This is a genomic window from Hydrogenophaga sp. NH-16 (genome assembly GCF_004006415.1).
Classification (GTDB): Bacteria; Pseudomonadota; Gammaproteobacteria; order Burkholderiales; family Burkholderiaceae_C; genus Hydrogenophaga; species Hydrogenophaga pseudoflava.
Genome location: NZ_CP029344.1, coordinates 401,172 through 415,832 on the forward strand (window position 1 = coordinate 401,172; position 14,661 = coordinate 415,832).

Consider the following 14,661-nt stretch of genomic DNA (forward strand, 5'->3'; position numbering starts at 1 on the left):
CGGTGAACGGGTCGGCGACGCGATCTTGGACGACCAGCAGCTCCTGCGCTACTCGCGCCACATCCTGCTCGAAGAGCTGGGCATCGAAGGCCAGGAGAAGCTGCTGGCGTCGCACGCCCTGGTGATCGGTGCCGGCGGCCTGGGGTCGCCGGTGGCGCTCTACCTGGGCAGCGCCGGCGTCGGGCGCATCACCGTGATCGACGACGACGAGGTGGACGCCACCAACCTGCAGCGCCAGATCGCGCACAACCTCGAACGCCTGGGCACGCCCAAGGCCGAGTCGGTGCGCCACGCGATCGCTGCCATCAACCCCGACCCGCAGGTCGCGGCCCTGGTACAGCGCGCCGACGACGCACTGCTGGACCAGTTGCTGCCCGGTGTCGATGTGGTGATCGACTGCTGCGACAACTTCGCCACCCGCCACATGGTCAACCGCGCCTGCGTGCGCCACGGCGTGCCGCTGGTCTCGGGCGCCGCGATCCGCATGGACGGGCAGCTGGCGGTGTACGACCCGCGCGACGCCGACTCACCCTGCTACGCCTGCGTGTTCCCCGAGGACGCCGGGGTGGAAGAGGTGCGCTGCGCCACCATGGGCGTGTTCGCGCCGCTGGTGGGCATCGTGGGCACCATGCAGGCGGCCGAGGCGCTCAAGATCCTCAGCGGCCTGGGCTCGCGCCTGACCGGTCAGTTGCTGATGATCGATGGCCGCGATCTGGCCTTCAACACCATCGCCCTGCCGCGCCAGCCGCACTGCGCGGTCTGCGCTCAGCGCGACGGCTGATCCTTCGCGCTGCTGCGCGGCGGCATCGGGCACGGCCCGTGGCGCTTGCGGAAATCCCGCGGGTTCTCGGCACCCGCCGACGCGAAGATGCCTTTGCGGTCCTTGCGTGCCAACACCTCTTCGATGGCGAACGGCCCGTCGCTGTGCCGCCAGCGGTACGACCAGGCCCAGCCCTCGCGCACCAGCCAGCCCGCCACATCGTCACCCCGGTGCTTCAGCCGCACCAGCGCCCGCCCGTAGTCGTCGCGCCGCCGCTCGGTCACCGTCACCGTCTGCTCCAGCAAACGGGCAGTCAGCGCCTCCCGCGCCGCCACGCCCCCGTCCTGGCAGATCTCCGGCGCATCCACCCCGTCCAGCCGCAGCTTGCGGTATGTCCCGCCTGCCAGCGGCTTGACCCACAAGGTGTCCCCATCCGGCACCCGCGTCACCCGCGCCTCGTAGGCTTCGTTGAACCTGGGACGGAACCCTGAAACAGAAGACGACGTGGAAGCAGGAGACTCCGCGAGCGAAGCCGAGGCGCACAACACCAGAAACAGCGGCGCGAACAAAGACCAGCACACGCCGCGGAACCGGCTTCGCCGGGCCGCAAGCGTGGTCCCCCCTTCCAGGGGGGAAGCCGCGAAGCGGCGCAGGGGGGGCTGCATCAAACAGCCATGTACCGGCCCGGCCGGTGGTTGATCGCCAGCGTCATGTTCAGCACCACCGCCCCCAGCACCGACCAGGCGATCTGCACCGGCTCGCGCAGCGCGAACGCGGTCAGCACGATGGCGCAGTCCAGCCCCATCTGGATGTGCCCCGCGCGCCAGCCGAAACGCTCCTGCAGGTACAGCACCAGCACGTTGAAACCACCCAGGCTGGCCCGATGGCGGAACAGCATCAGCATGCCCGCGCCCACCAGCAGGCCACCCGCCACCGCGGCGAAGCCCGGGGCCAGCGCGCCGATGGAAATCCAGCGCGGGATCAGGAAAGCCCAGAGCGAAAGCAGGCCCACCGCGGCGAAGGTCTTGAGGGCGAACGGCGCGCCCATGCGGCGCCAGGCCAGCCAGTAGAACGGCAGGTTGATGAGGAAGAACCAGACACTGAAGCTCACGCCGGTCGCGTAGTGCAGCAGGAAGGCCAGACCGGCGGTGCCGCCGCTGAGCAGGCCGACGTGGCCGAACAGCACCACGCCCAGGCCGACGAACAGCGTGCCGGTGAGCAGGGCCTGCAGGTCTTCGTGCGGGCGGTGGCGGGAGATCGGTGCCGCCTTGGGAGCGGTCGAAAGAGCGTGGGACGGGGACGACATGGCGGTCGGCGCTCGAAGGCTGGAGAAAACGGGGCGCCAGTGTCGCAGGAATGCGCCGCCCCCGGCTTGACGCAGGTCAGCGGCTGGGCTCAGGGTCTGAGCACCTTGGCCACCGGGTTGTAGCGCAGCCGGAAGGCGTCGGGCATGTCCGAGCCCAGCAGCGGACGCAGGTACAGCCGGAAGGCGTCGGTCACGTCGGTGCCGCTGGGCGCGATGAACTCGTCCTCCATGGTGCGCGTCTTGCCCGCCACGGCTTCGAGCGGCAGCAGCTCGTAGTCGGCCGAATAGAAGCCGGTGCGTTTGATCGCCACCGAGCCGTCCACGCGGCCCCACATGGCGAACTGCACCGCCTTCTCGCCCACCTCGCGCGCTTCGCGCTGGTCCACGTCGCTCACGCAGCCGATGAAGCTGCGCTGCAGGTAGCCGAAGGTGTCGCCGCGCACCCGCTTGATGCCCAGCTTCGCCTTGATCTCCTCGCACAGCAGGTCGGCCAGCGCGCCGGTGCCGGACAGCTGCACGTTGCCGTGTGCGTCTTTCTCCACGTCCTTGGCCAGCTGGGTGATGATGGGCTGGCCCGAGGCGTCGTGGATGCCTTCGCTCACCGCGATCACGCAGCGGCCGTGGCGCTCGTACATGGTCTTCACGTCGGCCAGGAACTTCGGGATATCGAACACCCGCTCGGGCACGTAGATCAGGTGCGGGCCGTCGTCGGGAAACTTCTTGCCCAGGGCCGACGCGGCCGTGAGGAAGCCGGCGTGCCGCCCCATCACCACGCCCACGTACACCCCTGGCAGGGCCGCGTTGTCCAGGTTCGCCCCCGCAAACGCCTGCGCCACGAAGCGCGCCGCCGACGGAAAACCCGGCGTGTGGTCGTTGCCCACCAGGTCGTTGTCGATGGTCTTGGGGATGTGGATGCTGCGCAGCGGGTAGCCGGCCTTGCGCGCCTCCTCGCTGACGATGCGCACCGTGTCCGACGAGTCGTTGCCGCCGATGTAGAAGAAGTGCTCAATCTCGTGCGCCTTGAGCACCTTGAAGATCTCCTGGCAGTAGGCCAGGTCGGGCTTGTCGCGCGTGGAGCCGAGCGCCGAGGCCGGCGTGCGCGCCACGGCTTCGAGGTTGTGGCTGGTCTCCTGCGTGAGGTCGACGAAGTTCTCGTCCACGATGCCGCGCACGCCGTGGCGCGCGCCGTAGATGCGCTGCACGTTCTGGAATCGCCGCGCCTCCAGCGCCACGCCCACGAGCGATTGGTTGATCACGGCGGTGGGGCCGCCGCCCTGAGCGACGAGGATTTTTCCGGACGACATGGTGAACCTCTGGGTGACGGCAAAAGTGTGCTCGCGCAATATAGCCTTCGGCGCCGCAGAGTGGGACACTGTCGCGCATGAAGACCTTCCACAACCCCCACCACGCCCTGCACCAGGGGCGCGAAGAGATGTTCCGTGGCCGCATGGTGCCCTGTCACGAGGTGCCCGCGCGGCTGGACTACGTGCTGGCCGAGCTGCAGCGTCGTTCGCAGGGCGGGCTGTTCCTGCCGGAGGTGGGCGACACCGATCTGGACGCCGCCATCGCCCGCGTGCACGACGCGCGCTACACGCAGTTCCTGGCCGGCGCCTGGGACGAGTGGGTGGCGATGGACCCGGCGAACGCGCAGCGCGACGCCCTGCCCTCGGTCTGGCCACTGGGCAACAAACACGCGTTCCGCACCGATGTGCTGCCGCAGAACTTTGCTGCGCGGCTGGGCCTGTTCTCGTTCGATTCGGGCTCGCCGCTGATGGCCGGAACCTGGACCGCCGCGCGGGCCGGCGCCGCCTGTGCCGTGGCCGCCGCACGCGAGGTGCACGGCGGCGCCCGCGCGGCGTTTGCGCTGACCCGCCCGCCGGGTCACCACGCCGGGCCGGACTTCTTCGGCGGCTACTGCTTCCTGAACAACGGAGCCATCGCCGCGCAGGCGCTGCGCGACCTGGGCCACGCCAGGGTGGCCGTGCTGGACATCGACTACCACCACGGCAACGGCACGCAGACCATCTTCTACGAGCGCGCCGACGTGATGACGGTCTCCATCCACGGTGACCCGGCGACCGAATACCCCTTCTTCCTGGGCCACGCCAACGAACGCGGCGCGGGTGCGGGCGAAGGCTTCAACCTCAACATCCCGCTGCCGCGCGGCACCGGCTTCGCCGCCTGGTGCGCCGCGCTGGACACCGCCATCGAGGCGGTAGAAGACTTCGGCGCCGACGCCCTGGTGGTGCCCATGGGCATGGACACCTTCAAGGGCGACCCGATCTCCGGCTTCACGCTGGAAAGCAGCGACTACGACACCGTTGGCCGCCTGCTCGCCGCCGCCAGCCTGCCCACCGTGTTCACCTTCGAAGGCGGCTATGCGGTGGACGAGGTCGGCGTCAACGCGGTCAACCTGCTCGAAGCCTACTGCCGCTCGATCTGACGCCGGCTCACGCCGGCTTCCAGAAGATGTAGTCGGCCGTGTAAGTGACCACGCGCTTGCTGCCCATGGTCGACGCATCGCAGGGTGCGGCCGGCGCCACGCCGCCCTTGGTCGCCACGCGCTGGATGTGGCTCACGCCCTGGGCCATGCCGCTGCCCATGGCCGGGTTGGCCCTGACCAGCTGCAGCGGGATGTTGCCGCTGCCGTTGGGCGCCACCGCCAGCTGCGCACCGCTCACCTTGGAGCCGTCGTTGAAGTCCCAGGTGGCGGGCGGGCCGTAGTACTTGCCCAGGCGCTCGCCCTTGCGGCCCTTGAGGCCGGCGTCGGGGCTCATGAACACCCACTCGTACTGGCCGGCCATGTCCTTTTTGGCCTGGCACAGGTAGGTGATGTCGCCGGCGGCAGCGGTCTCGAAGGCCACGCGGTGGCCGGCGGGCACCTGCACCGCGGCCGGCAGATCGGCCTGCGAGAACGGGGCCATGGTGGGGCCGCTGGCGCAGGCGGAGAGAGCGAGGACGGCGGCGCCGCCCAGTGCGGTGGTGGTGAAGCGGGAGAACATGGAACGGCTCCTGTGTATCTATATAGGTGGGTGAACGGAACTCAGCGGGCCGGCTGGCCCGTGGCGAGGGATTGCAGGAAAGCGACGACGTCGCGCCGGTCGGCCGCCTCGGACAGCCGGTAGCCCATGGCCTGGCCGGGCACCAGGGCCTCGGGGTCGGTCAGCCAGGCCTGCAGCTTGTCGGGCGTCCAGACGTGACCGGCCGCGGCCAGCGCGGCGGAGTAGGCGAAGTCCGCCTTCTTGCCCGCCGTGCGGCCGACCACGCCGCCCAGCGCGGGCCCGACGCGGTCGTCGTCCAGGCTGTGGCAGCCGCCACAGCGCGACTCGAACAGCCCGCGGCCGCGGGCCACGTCCCCCGACTGGGCCTGGGCCGCCGGCAGCGCCACGGCGAGCAGTCCCAGCGCGAGCGCGGCGCGGCGCAACGACATGGCCATCAGGCGCCGAAGCTCAGGGCGCCACCGGGCAGCGGACGGCCCAGGGCGTTGGTCAGCACGGTGAAGTGCATGGTCTCGTCGGCCGCCAGGCGCGCGGCCACCTTGGCCAGGTCCTTGCTGCCGAGCGACGGGATCACGCCCAGGTAGGCGTTGGTGGCGCCCAGCTCCAGCCGCGCCGCCAGGTCCAGCACGTCGGCCTGGTTGCGCAGCGTGTCGGCCTTGAGCGCCTTGGCGTAGTCGTCCAGCTTCTTCTCGGCCACCGGCGTGCCGCCCAGCTTCTGGATGGTGGCGATCAGCGCGTCGCGGTGCGCCTTGTGGTGGCCCTGGAAGCTCACCGCCACATCGAGCACGCCCTTCTGCAGCAGGCCGCTGCCGGCGCCCAGCTGGTAGGCGTTGATGGCCTCGTGCTCCAGGCCGAGCGCAACGTTGAGGATGGACACGTCCTTGGAGACATCGGCGGACATGCCCTGGGCCAGGGTGTCCTTGCCGGCCAGCAGGGCCACGGCCACGGCCGAGAGCGCGCCGCCGCGGCGCATGAAGCTGCGGCGCGAGGCGGGTGGGCCGACGAGTTCGGAAGCGGGAAGGATGATGTTCGACATGGTGGGGTCCTTGGGTGGTGGGTAAGAGAAACAGCGCCGGTCGAGGAAATCAGCACCGACGGACCGGATACGCAGGCCGGTCCCGCAACGGATTCAGAAACCCACAAATTTTTTGTGGGCATGACGCGCCTGAATCCACTGGCCCGGTGGCCGCGTACAGGGAAGGTCGGGTCAGTTCAGCGACCGGCACCGTTCCCAACCCCACACCCACCACCATGCCCCACACCATCCACTCCTCACTGCGCCGGCGTCCCGCCCGCCACCTGCTCGCCCTGGGCGCCACCGCCGCCCTGCTGGCCCACGCGCCCGCCCACGCCGACACCGGCAAGCTGCTGCTGACCGGCGGCGTCAGCACCATCGACGGCGCCGCCGGCGGCGGCCTCTCGCCCTGGGCCGTGATCGGCAGCCAGGCGAGCGCTGGCCAGACCGGCTTTTCCACCCACCTCAGCCACGCCCGCACGCAGGACTACAAGCTCAACGCCTTCGGCGCCGCGGTCGGCATCAACGACCGGGTGGAGCTGTCCGTGGCCCGGCAGGACTTCGACACCGGCATCACCGGCACCCTGCTGGGCCTGCCGGGCCTGAACCTGAAACAGGACATCGTCGGCGCCAAGTTCCGCGTGGCGGGCGACGCCATCCTCGACAGCGACACGCTGATGCCGCAGATCGCCGTCGGTGTGATGGCCAAGCGCCTGGGCTCCACCGGGCTGGACACCACGCTGTCCGCGCTGGGCGCCAAGCGCTCGGGCACCGACCTCTACGTCAGCGCCACCAAGCTGTTCCTGGCCCAGGGCCTGCTGGTCAACGGCACGCTGCGCGCCACCAAGGCCAACCAGGGCGGCCTGCTCGGTCACGGCGCCACGCTCGGTGGAGCCGACAACGGCTATGAGCTGATGCCCGAACTCTCGGTGGCCTGGCTGCTGCGCAAGAACCTGGCGGTCGGCTTCGAGTACCGGGCCATGCCCGACAAGCTGAACAAGGCCGGTGCCGCGGCCGGTCTGGGCGACGGCCTGCGCGCCGGCGACTGGAAGGACCTCTTCATCGCCTGGGCGCCGAGCAAGAACGTCTCGCTCACCCTGGCCTATGTGGACCTGGGCACCGTCGTGCCGGCCACCACCAAAGGCAAGAAGCAGACCGGCACCTACCTCTCGGCCCAGTTCGCGTTCTGAACGCCCACCCCACACACCCCACCACCACCATGAAACAGCTCATCACCCTCTCCGCCCTCTCTCTGCTGGCCCTCATTGGCTCACCGGCGGGCGCCCAGTCCATGGACAAGCCCATGGCGCCCTCGGCCGCATCGGCCTACCCGGTGGCGCCGGCCCCCGGCCTGTACGACGCCCTCGGCGGCCAGACCGGCCTGCGCACCCTGATGAACGACTTCGTCAACCGCCTCAAGGCCGACGCGCGCCTGGCCGAAGCCTTCAAGGACGCGAACGGTGCCAACCTCGCCAAGCAGCTGACCGACCAGATCTGCCAGCTCGCCGGCGGTCCCTGCGTCTACAACGGCCCCGACATGAAAGAAGCCCACAGCAACATGGACGTGACCCGCGCCGACTTCAACGCGCTGGTCGAGGTGCTGCAAATGAGCATGGACGCCCGCGGGATTCCGTTTGCCCGGCAGAATCAGCTGCTCGCGCTGCTGGCCCCGATGCACCGCGACGTGATCAACGTCCGATAAACCAGGAGACCCCATGCGCCACGCCCCCCTTCTGGCCGCCTGCCTGCTCGCCGGCCTTTCTGCGGCGCAGGCCGCCACCGTGCAAGTCACCGTGCTCGCCCGCGACGGCAAGCCGCTGCCCGACGCGGTGGTGGTGCTGGAACCGGCCGCCGGCCAGCCGGTGCCGGCGGTGCAGCCGGTCAGCCAGACGGTGACGCAGGAGAAGATGCAGTTCGACCCCATGCTCAGCCTGGTACCGGTCGGCTCGAAGATCCGCTTCTCCAACCTCGACCGCTGGGACCACCACGTCAAGGGCGGCACGCCCAGCCTGCTGGCCGCAGGCACCACCGCCTTCGAGTTCCGGCTGGCGGGACGTGTGCAGGGGCAGACGCCTCCCAGCAGCGAAGTCACGCTGGAGAAGGCCGGGCCGATCCAGCTTGGCTGCCACCTGCACGGCTCGATGCGCGGCTTCGTCTACGTGGCGTCCACGCCCTGGGCCGCCAAGACATCCGCCGACGGCACCGCCACCCTGCCCCAGGTGCCCGAGGGCGCGATGCAGCTGCGGGTCTGGCACCCGGACCAGCTGGTCGACCAGGCCAGCGTCGCCGTGCAGGTGCAGCCGGTCACCACGGTGAACGTGCCGACCCTGGTGCAGCCGCGCAAGGCGCGCCGGGTGCAGTCCGATTCCGGCAGCACCTACTGAGGCCTGAGCACCGCATGGACACCGACCCGACCCTGATGGCACTGCTCGACCGCGTGGCGCTGCGCGACGAGACCGCGCTCAAGTCGCTCTACGACCTCACCAGCGGCAAGCTCTACGGCCTAGCGCTGCGGGTGCTGGAGCGCCACGAGTGGGCCGAGGACGCGCTGCAGGAAACCTTTCTGCAGATCTGGCGCAGCGCGCCCGACTACCGCGCCTCGCTGAGCCCGCCCATGGCCTGGATGGGCCTGATCGTGCGCAGCCGCGCGCTCGACCTGCTGCGCCGGCGCAAGGCCGAGCGCGAGCACCTGAGCGACGATATCGACGACGACGGCATGGCCGACCGGCTCGAAGGCGACACCCCCGACCCGCTGCACACCAGCCTGGCCAGCCAGCAGGCCTGGGCACTGCACCAGTGCCTGACGCGGCTGGAGAACAAGCAGCGCGAGGTGGTCAGCCTGGCCTACCTGCGCGACCTCAGCCACGGCGAGCTGGCCGAACAGCTCAAGCTGCCGCTGGGCACCGTCAAGACCTGGATCCGCCGCGGGCTGGACCAGCTGCGCATCTGCATGGCGCGCTTTGCCTGAGGAACGCCATGGACATCCACCGACACCCCGACCTGCTGGACCGCCTGGCCGCGGCCTACGCCATCGGCACCCTGCGCGGAGGCGCGCGGCGCCGCTTCGAAACGCTGGCGCGCGAGCGGGCACCGGTGCGCGCCGCCGCCCTTGTCTGGCAGAGCCGCGTGGCCAGCATGACCGAGCTGGAGCCCGCGGTGACGCCCTCGCCCGTGGTCTGGACGCGCATCCACAACCTGATCGAAGCCGAGCGCGAGCAAGCGGCCATGGCCGCGGCCCGGGCCGAGCCGGCACCACCCGTGCCTGCCGGCTGGTGGCGCAGCCTGGCGCTGTGGCGCGGTGCGGCTGGTGCCGGCGCGCTGGCCACCGTGCTGGCCGTGATCACCACGGCGGGCCTGCGCGACCGCCTGGGGGCGCAGATTGACGAGCTGCAGGCGCAGCTGGGCAGCCAGCCGCAGATCGAGTACGTGGCCGTGCTCAACGACGACCAGGCCAGCGCCTCGATGCTGGTGACCTTCGACCCCAAGAACCGCAAGCTGACGCTGCAGCGCGTGGGCGGCTACCAGGAGGCGGCCGACAAGTCGCTGCAGCTCTGGGCCCTGCCGCCGGGCAGCAAGCCGCGTTCGCTGGGCGTGCTGAGCCAGGAGAAGCTGCTGCAGCTGGCGGCCGGTGAATCGGATGTGCGCGAGGTGCCGGCGCTGGCGGTGAGTCTGGAGCCCAAGGGCGGCGTGCCCAGCGAGACCGGCCCCACCGGACCGGTGCTGTTCAAGGGCGCACTGATCCAGAAGATGCTCTGAACCAGGCCCACCCCTGCCGCGCTGCGCGCGACCCCCTCAAGGGGGCGATGCGAGTGGCCCGGCAGAGCCGGTTCCACCGCATCCTCGATGGCGTACCGGCGCGCCGGAGACGGCCTACTGTCTGGCAGTCCGCGTATTTGCGGGCGGCAGCTGAGGGTGGCTGCTGCGCCAAGGGTTGATGTCCAGTCCGCCGCGGCGGGTGTAGCGCGCGTAGACCATCAGCTTGGCCGGCTTGCAGCGCGCCATGATGTCCATGTAGATGCGCTCGACGCACTGCTCGTGGAATTCGTTGTGGTTGCGGAAGCTCACGATGTACTGCAGCAGCCCGGCCTGGTCGATCTGCGGCCCGCTGTAGCGGATCTGCACGCTGCCCCAGTCGGGCTGGCCGGTCACCGGGCAGTTGCTGCGCAGCAGGTCGCTCACCAGCACCTCGTCCACCGGCTTCTCGTCCAGCGCGGCGCTCAGAAAGGCCGGCGTCGGCTGGTAGGTGTCGCACTCGACATCGAGGCGGTCGATCGACACGCCTTCCAGCTCCTTCACCGGTTCGCATTCGAACAGCTCGGGCAGCAGCAGCCGCACGCCGGCCGAGGACTTCACCGCCTCACCGCCCCAGATGGCGCGGCTGATGTCGTCGCGAATGCGGTCGCGCACCGCGTCCGCACTGTCCAGGCGGGTGTTGTTGAAGCTGTTGAGATAGAGCTTGAACGACTTGCTCTCGACGATGTGCGTGCTCTCGCAGGGAATGGTGATGTGGGCGATCGCCACCTGCGGCTTGCCCTTCATGTTCAGCCAGCTCAGCTCGAAGGCGGTCCAGAGGTCGGCGCCCAGGAAGGGCACGCTGCCGGTGATGCCGATTTCGACGCGCTTGGCCTCGCGCGGCAGCGGGAACAGCAGGGACGGGTCGTACTGGTCGACGTAGTCGGTGGTCTTGCCCAGGGGAGATTGGTCTGGCGTCATTCAAATACCCGTTCGCGCATCCATTTGGTCGCCACCCATTTTTCACCTTCGAGCACCGGCGCGCCGCCGTGCAGGGTCAGGGTGCCGGGGTGCGGCCGGTTGTAGGAAAAAAACACCGCATTGCCGCGCACCGGCGCCACTTCCAGACCGATGTCCGGAAAGGTGGTGCCGCCGCCGCGCGGCGGTTCGTTGAGGTACATGACCACCGTGCCCACGCGCTGGCCACCGCGCTTGAGGATGGTCGGCGTGCCCGGCTCGGCCGGGTCGAAGTAGTCGTAGTGCGGCTTGTATTCCGCACCCACCTTGTAGTTGAGCACCTGGATGCCCTCGCCGTTTTCCACCGGCCAGTTCACCAGCCGCGCGATGCGCGCCTCGATGCGTTTGACCAGCTCGCTCTCGCCGCGGTTGAAGAACATGCCGTTGCTGGTGCGGTCGGGATTGAGTTCCTCGCCGCCGGTGGCGGTCTGCACGGTGAGCGAGCGCGCCAGGCGCGGCCGGGACGCTTCGATCAGGCCGTCGCACTCTTCGTGGCTGAGCAGGCCGCCGAGCACCACCACCCGAGGCTGCGTCACGGAGATGATCACGTCGACCATGCGGTCGCCCGCGTCCAGCCGGCGTGGCGAACCGCTGAGTGCGATGTCGGGCACGCGCACCGTGGCCATCTCGCGCGCCGTGGCCTGGGCTGGAGCCTGGACCGGGGCGGGCGCGGCGGCGCGGCCGGCACCGAGCTTCTGCAGGTGGTCGCGCAGGGTCTGCTCCAGCGCGGCTTCGGCCACGTCCGGTTGCCAGCCGGCCTTGACCATGGCGTCGAGCACCGCCTCGGGCATGCAGCCGGCGGTGGACTGCTCGATGATCCACTGGCGCAGTTCGGGGGTGACGGTCTGGGTCATGGTCGTCTCCTCGGTCGGCGGTCAGGCGCCCTGGTCGCGCCGGAACACGAAACGGTCGGGCTCGCTGGCGGCGGGCGCAAAACGGTAGCCCTCCAGATCGAAGCCCTTGAGCTGCTCGGGCGTGGACGCCCGGTGCTGCAGCGCGTAGCGCACCATCAGGCCGCGCGCGCGCTTGGCGAAGAAGCTCACGATCTTGTAGTTCGCGCCCTTCTTCTCTTCGAACACGCAGTTCACCACACGCGGCTGCAGCGCCTTGAGGTCCACCGCCTTGAAGTACTCCTCGCTGGCCAGGTTGACCAGCACCGGGCTCTTGTCGGCGCGGGCGCGGCTATTGAGGTACTCGGCGATCTGGCTGCCCCAGAAGCGGTAGAGGTTCGTGCCCTTGTCGGTCTTGAGCCGCGTGCCCATCTCCAGCCGGTAGGGTTGCATGCGGTCCAGCGGGCGCAGCACGCCGTACAGCCCGCTCAGGATGCACAGGTGCTGCTGCAGCCAGTCCAGCTCGTCTTCGTTGAGCGTTCTGGCATCCAGTCCGCCGTAGACGTCGCCGTCAAAGGCCAGCACGGCCTGCTTGGAGTTCTTCGCGGTGAACTTCGGCGACCAGGCCTGGTAGCGCGCGGCGTTCAGGCCGGCCAGCTGATCCGACAGGTCCATCAGCTCGGCGACCTGCTGCGGCGACTTCTCGCGCAGCACCGCAATCAGCTCGCTCGCCTGCTCCACGAACAGCGGTTGTGTGAAGGTCTTGATGTGGGCCGGCGTCTCGTAGTCGAGCGCCTTGGCGGGGGAAATGACAAACAGCATGGTGGCTCAGCCGGACTTTTTCTTGGTGGGCACGGGTTCGGGCAGCGGCTTCTCGACCAGTCGCTGCACCTCGTCGACCAGGTGGTTGTGCGCGTCCAGGAAGGCCGCTGCGATCACCTTGGCTTCGTTGGTGTTGCTCCAGCCCAGGCCGCCCGCGCCGCCGGCCTTGCCGATGGCCAGGCCGCCGATGCCCAGATCGGTGCTGCGCGCGGCGCCGGTGGCGGCCGAGAGCTGCTCGGTGGTTTCGTTGTCGGTCAGCAGCAGCACCACCTGCGCCTCCTTGAGCTTGACGTTTTCGGCCGCGCCGGCGATCACGTTCAGCCCCGGAATCTGCGCCAGGATGCCGCCGATCTGGCGGCCCGCGTCCTGCTCGGAAAAGGTCAGGCTGGGCACCAGGGTGTACTGCGCCACGATGCCGCGGCCCTTCTTGACCGTGGTGTCGTCCTGGCGCAGGACGCCCTCTTCCTTGAGCTCCTGTTCCTTGACGGTGGCGTTCAGGCCCGAGTGGCGGTCGACGATGCGGAAGCACCCGCTCTGCTGCATCATCACGCGCACCAGCGGCAGGGGCGAATCGGGGAGCCCGCCACGGCCGATGCCGACGTAGCCGCGCGGGTTCTCCATCAGCGCCACCACCGCCACCGGCGCCGCACAGGTCTTGAGCTCGGTGGCCGCGTTGTGCGCGCCGTCCGGCCCGGCCGAACCCTTGACGACGGAGCCGCCTTCGCCCAGTTCCACACCCTGCTTGCCACAGGCGGCCAGCAGCAGCGACAAGGCCAGCGCGGCGAGGGTCGAGACGCGTCGGAACATGGTGTTTGAGGGGGGAAAAAGAGGAAAAAGCGAGTGTACCTGTGGCATCCGAAGCATTCAGTCGCCGGACAATCGGCCCATGCTGCGCATCCTGCACCGCGACGACCACCTGATCGCCATCGACAAACCACCCGGCCTGCTGGTGCACCGCACCGGGCTGGACGCGGGCGAGACGCGCTTTGCGGTGCAGCTGCTGCGCGACCAGATCGGCCAGCCGGTCTGGCCGGTGCACCGGCTCGACAAGGGCACCAGCGGTGTGCTGCTGTTCGCGCTGGACGCGGCCACGGCCCGCCAGATGGGCAGCGCCTTCGAATCCGGCCAGGGCATGCGCAAGACCTACCACGCCATCGTGCGCGGCTGGCCCGCCGACGCCGGCCTGATCGACCACCCGCTGCGGCGCCTGCCAGATGACATGCGCACCGAGCGTGAGGAAGTGCAGGAGGCGCAGACCCGGTTTGCGACGCTGGAGCGCTGCGAACTGCCCATCCCCCAGGGCGGCTTCCCGACCACCCGCTGCGCCCTGGTCGAACTGCAACCCCTGACCGGCCGGCGCCACCAGCTGAGGCGCCACATGAAGCACATCGCCCATCCGATCATCGGCGACGCGACGCACGGCAAGGGGCCGCTGAACCGGGGGGTGGCCGGGTACCTGGGGATGCAGCGGCTGTGGCTGCATGCAAGCCGCCTGGCGCTGCGGCACCCGGTCAGCGGCGACGAGCTGGCGCTGGAGGCACCCCGCGATCCGGACTGGTCGCGCTGGTGCCAGGCCTGAGGCCTACTTCAGATCTCCGGCCAGACTCGCCAGCGTCTCCGCCGCAATCTGTACATGCGCAGGGTAGTGCGTGTGGTCGCAGCCGATCTTGACGGCCGCACCGGCTTTGATGGCGGCCCGCATCGCAGGCGTGAACTCGAAGCGCACGAAGTGCACCGCGCTGGTCTTCTGTTCGTTCTCGCGGTCCAGGTCCTCGTCGGCGATGGCGTAGACGCGGTCGTAGCCTTCGACCTCGACGAACATGCGGTCTTCCACGCCGATCAGCCGCGCCAGCTCGCGTTTGCGCTCGTTGACGTCGATGTACTCGATCATCATCGTCGCCTTCCAGTTGCTGCCGTCCGGCACCAGGGGTGCGTAGGCCTCGATCTCCTGCTGGATGCCCTCTTCCTCGAAGATCTTCTCGATGCGCAGCATCTCCTGGATCTGGTAGCGGATGGTGGTCTCGCTCTCGAACTGCAGGTTCAGGTGCTCGCCCAGCTGCACGCTGCGCAGCTTGCGGTGCGCGATGACCTCGGGCTTGTGGACCTTGCGCCACTTGCTGTAGGCCTCCAGGCTCATGAGGCTGTCGGGGTTGATGTGTCCGGTCAGTTGCATGGTGTCG

At 69.5% G+C, this 14,661-nt stretch carries 19 protein-coding genes; 8 read left to right on the top strand and 11 right to left on the bottom strand.

Going from position 1 to position 14,661, the window contains the following annotated elements:
- Positions 1-25: 25 nt before the first annotated feature.
- The gene (gene moeB / locus DD542_RS01930) at positions 26-781 is read left to right on the top strand and encodes a molybdopterin-synthase adenylyltransferase MoeB (RefSeq protein ID WP_127803404.1); all 756 of its coding nucleotides are present in this window, start codon (positions 26-28) and stop codon (positions 779-781) included.
- Here the strand turns inward: moeB and DD542_RS01935 are convergent.
- The 3 genes from DD542_RS01935 to DD542_RS01945 form a co-directional block, all read right to left on the bottom strand.
- Entirely contained in the window at positions 766-1,425 is a 660-nt protein-coding gene (locus DD542_RS01935; RefSeq protein ID WP_127803406.1) for a thermonuclease family protein, read from the bottom strand. The genes moeB and DD542_RS01935 overlap by 16 nt on opposite strands.
- Positions 1,425-2,066 carry a YitT family protein gene (locus tag DD542_RS01940; protein ID WP_127803408.1) on the bottom strand — a complete coding sequence of 214 codons (642 nt, stop codon included), beginning with the start codon at positions 2,064-2,066 and terminating at the stop codon, positions 1,425-1,427. Before DD542_RS01940 ends, DD542_RS01935 begins: the two co-directional genes overlap by 1 nt.
- Before the next feature lie 89 nt (positions 2,067-2,155).
- Entirely contained in the window at positions 2,156-3,370 is a 1,215-nt protein-coding gene (locus DD542_RS01945; RefSeq protein ID WP_127803410.1) for a 6-phosphofructokinase, read from the bottom strand.
- A gap of 77 nt (positions 3,371-3,447) precedes the next feature.
- Here DD542_RS01945 and DD542_RS01950 point away from each other — a divergent pair, with 77 nt between their 5' ends.
- Positions 3,448-4,509 (top strand): histone deacetylase family protein, encoded by a 1,062-nt coding sequence (locus DD542_RS01950; protein WP_127803412.1) that lies wholly within the window; start codon positions 3,448-3,450, stop codon positions 4,507-4,509.
- Positions 4,510-4,516: 7 nt separating this feature from the next.
- Here the strand turns inward: DD542_RS01950 and DD542_RS01955 are convergent, their stop codons facing one another.
- Genes DD542_RS01955 through DD542_RS01965 form a run of 3 tightly spaced genes read right to left on the bottom strand, consistent with a single transcriptional unit; the run spans position 4,517 to position 6,101 of the window.
- Positions 4,517-5,068, bottom strand: a complete 552-nt coding sequence (locus DD542_RS01955) for a DUF3455 domain-containing protein (RefSeq protein ID WP_127803414.1) — start codon at positions 5,066-5,068, stop codon at positions 4,517-4,519.
- Between the two features lie 41 nt (positions 5,069-5,109).
- Positions 5,110-5,496: a c-type cytochrome gene (locus DD542_RS01960; RefSeq protein WP_127803416.1), complete on the bottom strand. Its 387-nt coding sequence runs from the start codon at positions 5,494-5,496 to the stop codon at positions 5,110-5,112.
- A gap of 5 nt (positions 5,497-5,501) precedes the next feature.
- On the bottom strand, positions 5,502-6,101 hold the full coding sequence (locus tag DD542_RS01965; protein ID WP_127803419.1) for a ferritin-like domain-containing protein: 600 nt from the start codon (positions 6,099-6,101) through the stop codon (positions 5,502-5,504).
- A 215-nt stretch (positions 6,102-6,316) separates the two neighbouring features.
- On the opposite strand from DD542_RS01965, the gene DD542_RS01970 reads away from it, so the two are divergent.
- From DD542_RS01970 to DD542_RS01990, 5 genes are read left to right on the top strand one after another with little or no spacing between them, the layout of a single operon-like run.
- Positions 6,317-7,270 (top strand): DUF3034 family protein, encoded by a 954-nt coding sequence (locus DD542_RS01970; RefSeq protein WP_127803421.1) that lies wholly within the window; start codon positions 6,317-6,319, stop codon positions 7,268-7,270.
- Positions 7,271-7,299: 29 nt separating this feature from the next.
- The gene (locus DD542_RS01975) at positions 7,300-7,782 is read left to right on the top strand and encodes a group 1 truncated hemoglobin (RefSeq protein ID WP_127803423.1); all 483 of its coding nucleotides are present in this window, start codon (positions 7,300-7,302) and stop codon (positions 7,780-7,782) included.
- A gap of 13 nt (positions 7,783-7,795) precedes the next feature.
- On the top strand, positions 7,796-8,464 hold the full coding sequence (locus DD542_RS01980) for a plastocyanin (RefSeq protein WP_127803425.1): 669 nt from the start codon (positions 7,796-7,798) through the stop codon (positions 8,462-8,464).
- A 14-nt stretch (positions 8,465-8,478) separates the two neighbouring features.
- Positions 8,479-9,048 carry a sigma-70 family RNA polymerase sigma factor gene (locus DD542_RS01985; RefSeq protein WP_241559653.1) on the top strand — a complete coding sequence of 190 codons (570 nt, stop codon included), beginning with the start codon at positions 8,479-8,481 and terminating at the stop codon, positions 9,046-9,048.
- An 8-nt stretch (positions 9,049-9,056) separates the two neighbouring features.
- A complete protein-coding gene (locus DD542_RS01990) occupies positions 9,057-9,836 on the top strand; it encodes an anti-sigma factor (protein WP_127803427.1) in 780 nt (259 codons plus the stop codon).
- Between the two features lie 114 nt (positions 9,837-9,950).
- Here DD542_RS01990 and queF read toward each other — a convergent pair whose 3' ends face one another.
- Genes queF through DD542_RS02010 form a run of 4 tightly spaced genes read right to left on the bottom strand, consistent with a single transcriptional unit; the run spans position 9,951 to position 13,288 of the window.
- Positions 9,951-10,793, bottom strand: coding sequence for an NADPH-dependent 7-cyano-7-deazaguanine reductase QueF (queF, locus tag DD542_RS01995; RefSeq protein ID WP_066158563.1), 843 nt, complete (start codon positions 10,791-10,793; stop codon positions 9,951-9,953).
- On the bottom strand, positions 10,790-11,683 hold the full coding sequence (locus DD542_RS02000; protein ID WP_127803429.1) for a 2OG-Fe(II) oxygenase: 894 nt from the start codon (positions 11,681-11,683) through the stop codon (positions 10,790-10,792). The genes queF and DD542_RS02000 overlap by 4 nt, the downstream gene beginning before the upstream one ends.
- Positions 11,684-11,704: 21 nt before the next feature.
- A complete protein-coding gene (gene yaaA / locus DD542_RS02005) occupies positions 11,705-12,481 on the bottom strand; it encodes a peroxide stress protein YaaA (protein ID WP_127803431.1) in 777 nt (258 codons plus the stop codon).
- 6 nt (positions 12,482-12,487) lie between these two features.
- The gene (locus DD542_RS02010; RefSeq protein WP_127803433.1) at positions 12,488-13,288 is read right to left on the bottom strand and encodes a CsgG/HfaB family protein; all 801 of its coding nucleotides are present in this window, start codon (positions 13,286-13,288) and stop codon (positions 12,488-12,490) included.
- Between the two features lie 79 nt (positions 13,289-13,367).
- Here DD542_RS02010 and DD542_RS02015 point away from each other — a divergent pair, with 79 nt between their 5' ends.
- On the top strand, positions 13,368-14,060 hold the full coding sequence (locus DD542_RS02015; protein ID WP_127803435.1) for a pseudouridine synthase: 693 nt from the start codon (positions 13,368-13,370) through the stop codon (positions 14,058-14,060).
- A gap of 3 nt (positions 14,061-14,063) precedes the next feature.
- Here the strand turns inward: DD542_RS02015 and DD542_RS02020 are convergent, their stop codons facing one another.
- Positions 14,064-14,654, bottom strand: coding sequence for a DUF3501 family protein (locus tag DD542_RS02020; RefSeq protein ID WP_127803437.1), 591 nt, complete (start codon positions 14,652-14,654; stop codon positions 14,064-14,066).
- Positions 14,655-14,661: the final 7 nt, after the last annotated feature.

Excerpts from the sequence above, each read along its gene's own strand:
- DD542_RS01935 (WP_127803406.1), bottom strand. The coding sequence starts at position 1,425 with ATGCAGCCCCCCCTGCGCCGCTTCGCGGCTTCCCCCCTGGAAGGGGGG.
- DD542_RS01940 (WP_127803408.1), bottom strand. The coding sequence starts at position 2,066 with ATGTCGTCCCCGTCCCACGCTCTTTCGACCGCTCCCAAGGCGGCACCG.
- DD542_RS01945 (WP_127803410.1), bottom strand. The coding sequence starts at position 3,370 with ATGTCGTCCGGAAAAATCCTCGTCGCTCAGGGCGGCGGCCCCACCGCC.
- DD542_RS01950 (WP_127803412.1), top strand. The coding sequence starts at position 3,448 with ATGAAGACCTTCCACAACCCCCACCACGCCCTGCACCAGGGGCGCGAA.
- DD542_RS01955 (WP_127803414.1), bottom strand. The coding sequence starts at position 5,068 with ATGTTCTCCCGCTTCACCACCACCGCACTGGGCGGCGCCGCCGTCCTC.
- DD542_RS01960 (WP_127803416.1), bottom strand. The coding sequence starts at position 5,496 with ATGTCGTTGCGCCGCGCCGCGCTCGCGCTGGGACTGCTCGCCGTGGCG.
- DD542_RS01965 (WP_127803419.1), bottom strand. The coding sequence starts at position 6,101 with ATGTCGAACATCATCCTTCCCGCTTCCGAACTCGTCGGCCCACCCGCC.
- DD542_RS01970 (WP_127803421.1), top strand. The coding sequence starts at position 6,317 with ATGCCCCACACCATCCACTCCTCACTGCGCCGGCGTCCCGCCCGCCAC.
- DD542_RS01975 (WP_127803423.1), top strand. The coding sequence starts at position 7,300 with ATGAAACAGCTCATCACCCTCTCCGCCCTCTCTCTGCTGGCCCTCATT.
- DD542_RS01980 (WP_127803425.1), top strand. The coding sequence starts at position 7,796 with ATGCGCCACGCCCCCCTTCTGGCCGCCTGCCTGCTCGCCGGCCTTTCT.
- DD542_RS01985 (WP_241559653.1), top strand. The coding sequence starts at position 8,479 with ATGGACACCGACCCGACCCTGATGGCACTGCTCGACCGCGTGGCGCTG.
- DD542_RS01990 (WP_127803427.1), top strand. The coding sequence starts at position 9,057 with ATGGACATCCACCGACACCCCGACCTGCTGGACCGCCTGGCCGCGGCC.
- queF (WP_066158563.1), bottom strand. The coding sequence starts at position 10,793 with ATGACGCCAGACCAATCTCCCCTGGGCAAGACCACCGACTACGTCGAC.
- DD542_RS02000 (WP_127803429.1), bottom strand. The coding sequence starts at position 11,683 with ATGACCCAGACCGTCACCCCCGAACTGCGCCAGTGGATCATCGAGCAG.
- yaaA (WP_127803431.1), bottom strand. The coding sequence starts at position 12,481 with ATGCTGTTTGTCATTTCCCCCGCCAAGGCGCTCGACTACGAGACGCCG.
- DD542_RS02010 (WP_127803433.1), bottom strand. The coding sequence starts at position 13,288 with ATGTTCCGACGCGTCTCGACCCTCGCCGCGCTGGCCTTGTCGCTGCTG.
- DD542_RS02015 (WP_127803435.1), top strand. The coding sequence starts at position 13,368 with ATGCTGCGCATCCTGCACCGCGACGACCACCTGATCGCCATCGACAAA.
- DD542_RS02020 (WP_127803437.1), bottom strand. The coding sequence starts at position 14,654 with ATGCAACTGACCGGACACATCAACCCCGACAGCCTCATGAGCCTGGAG.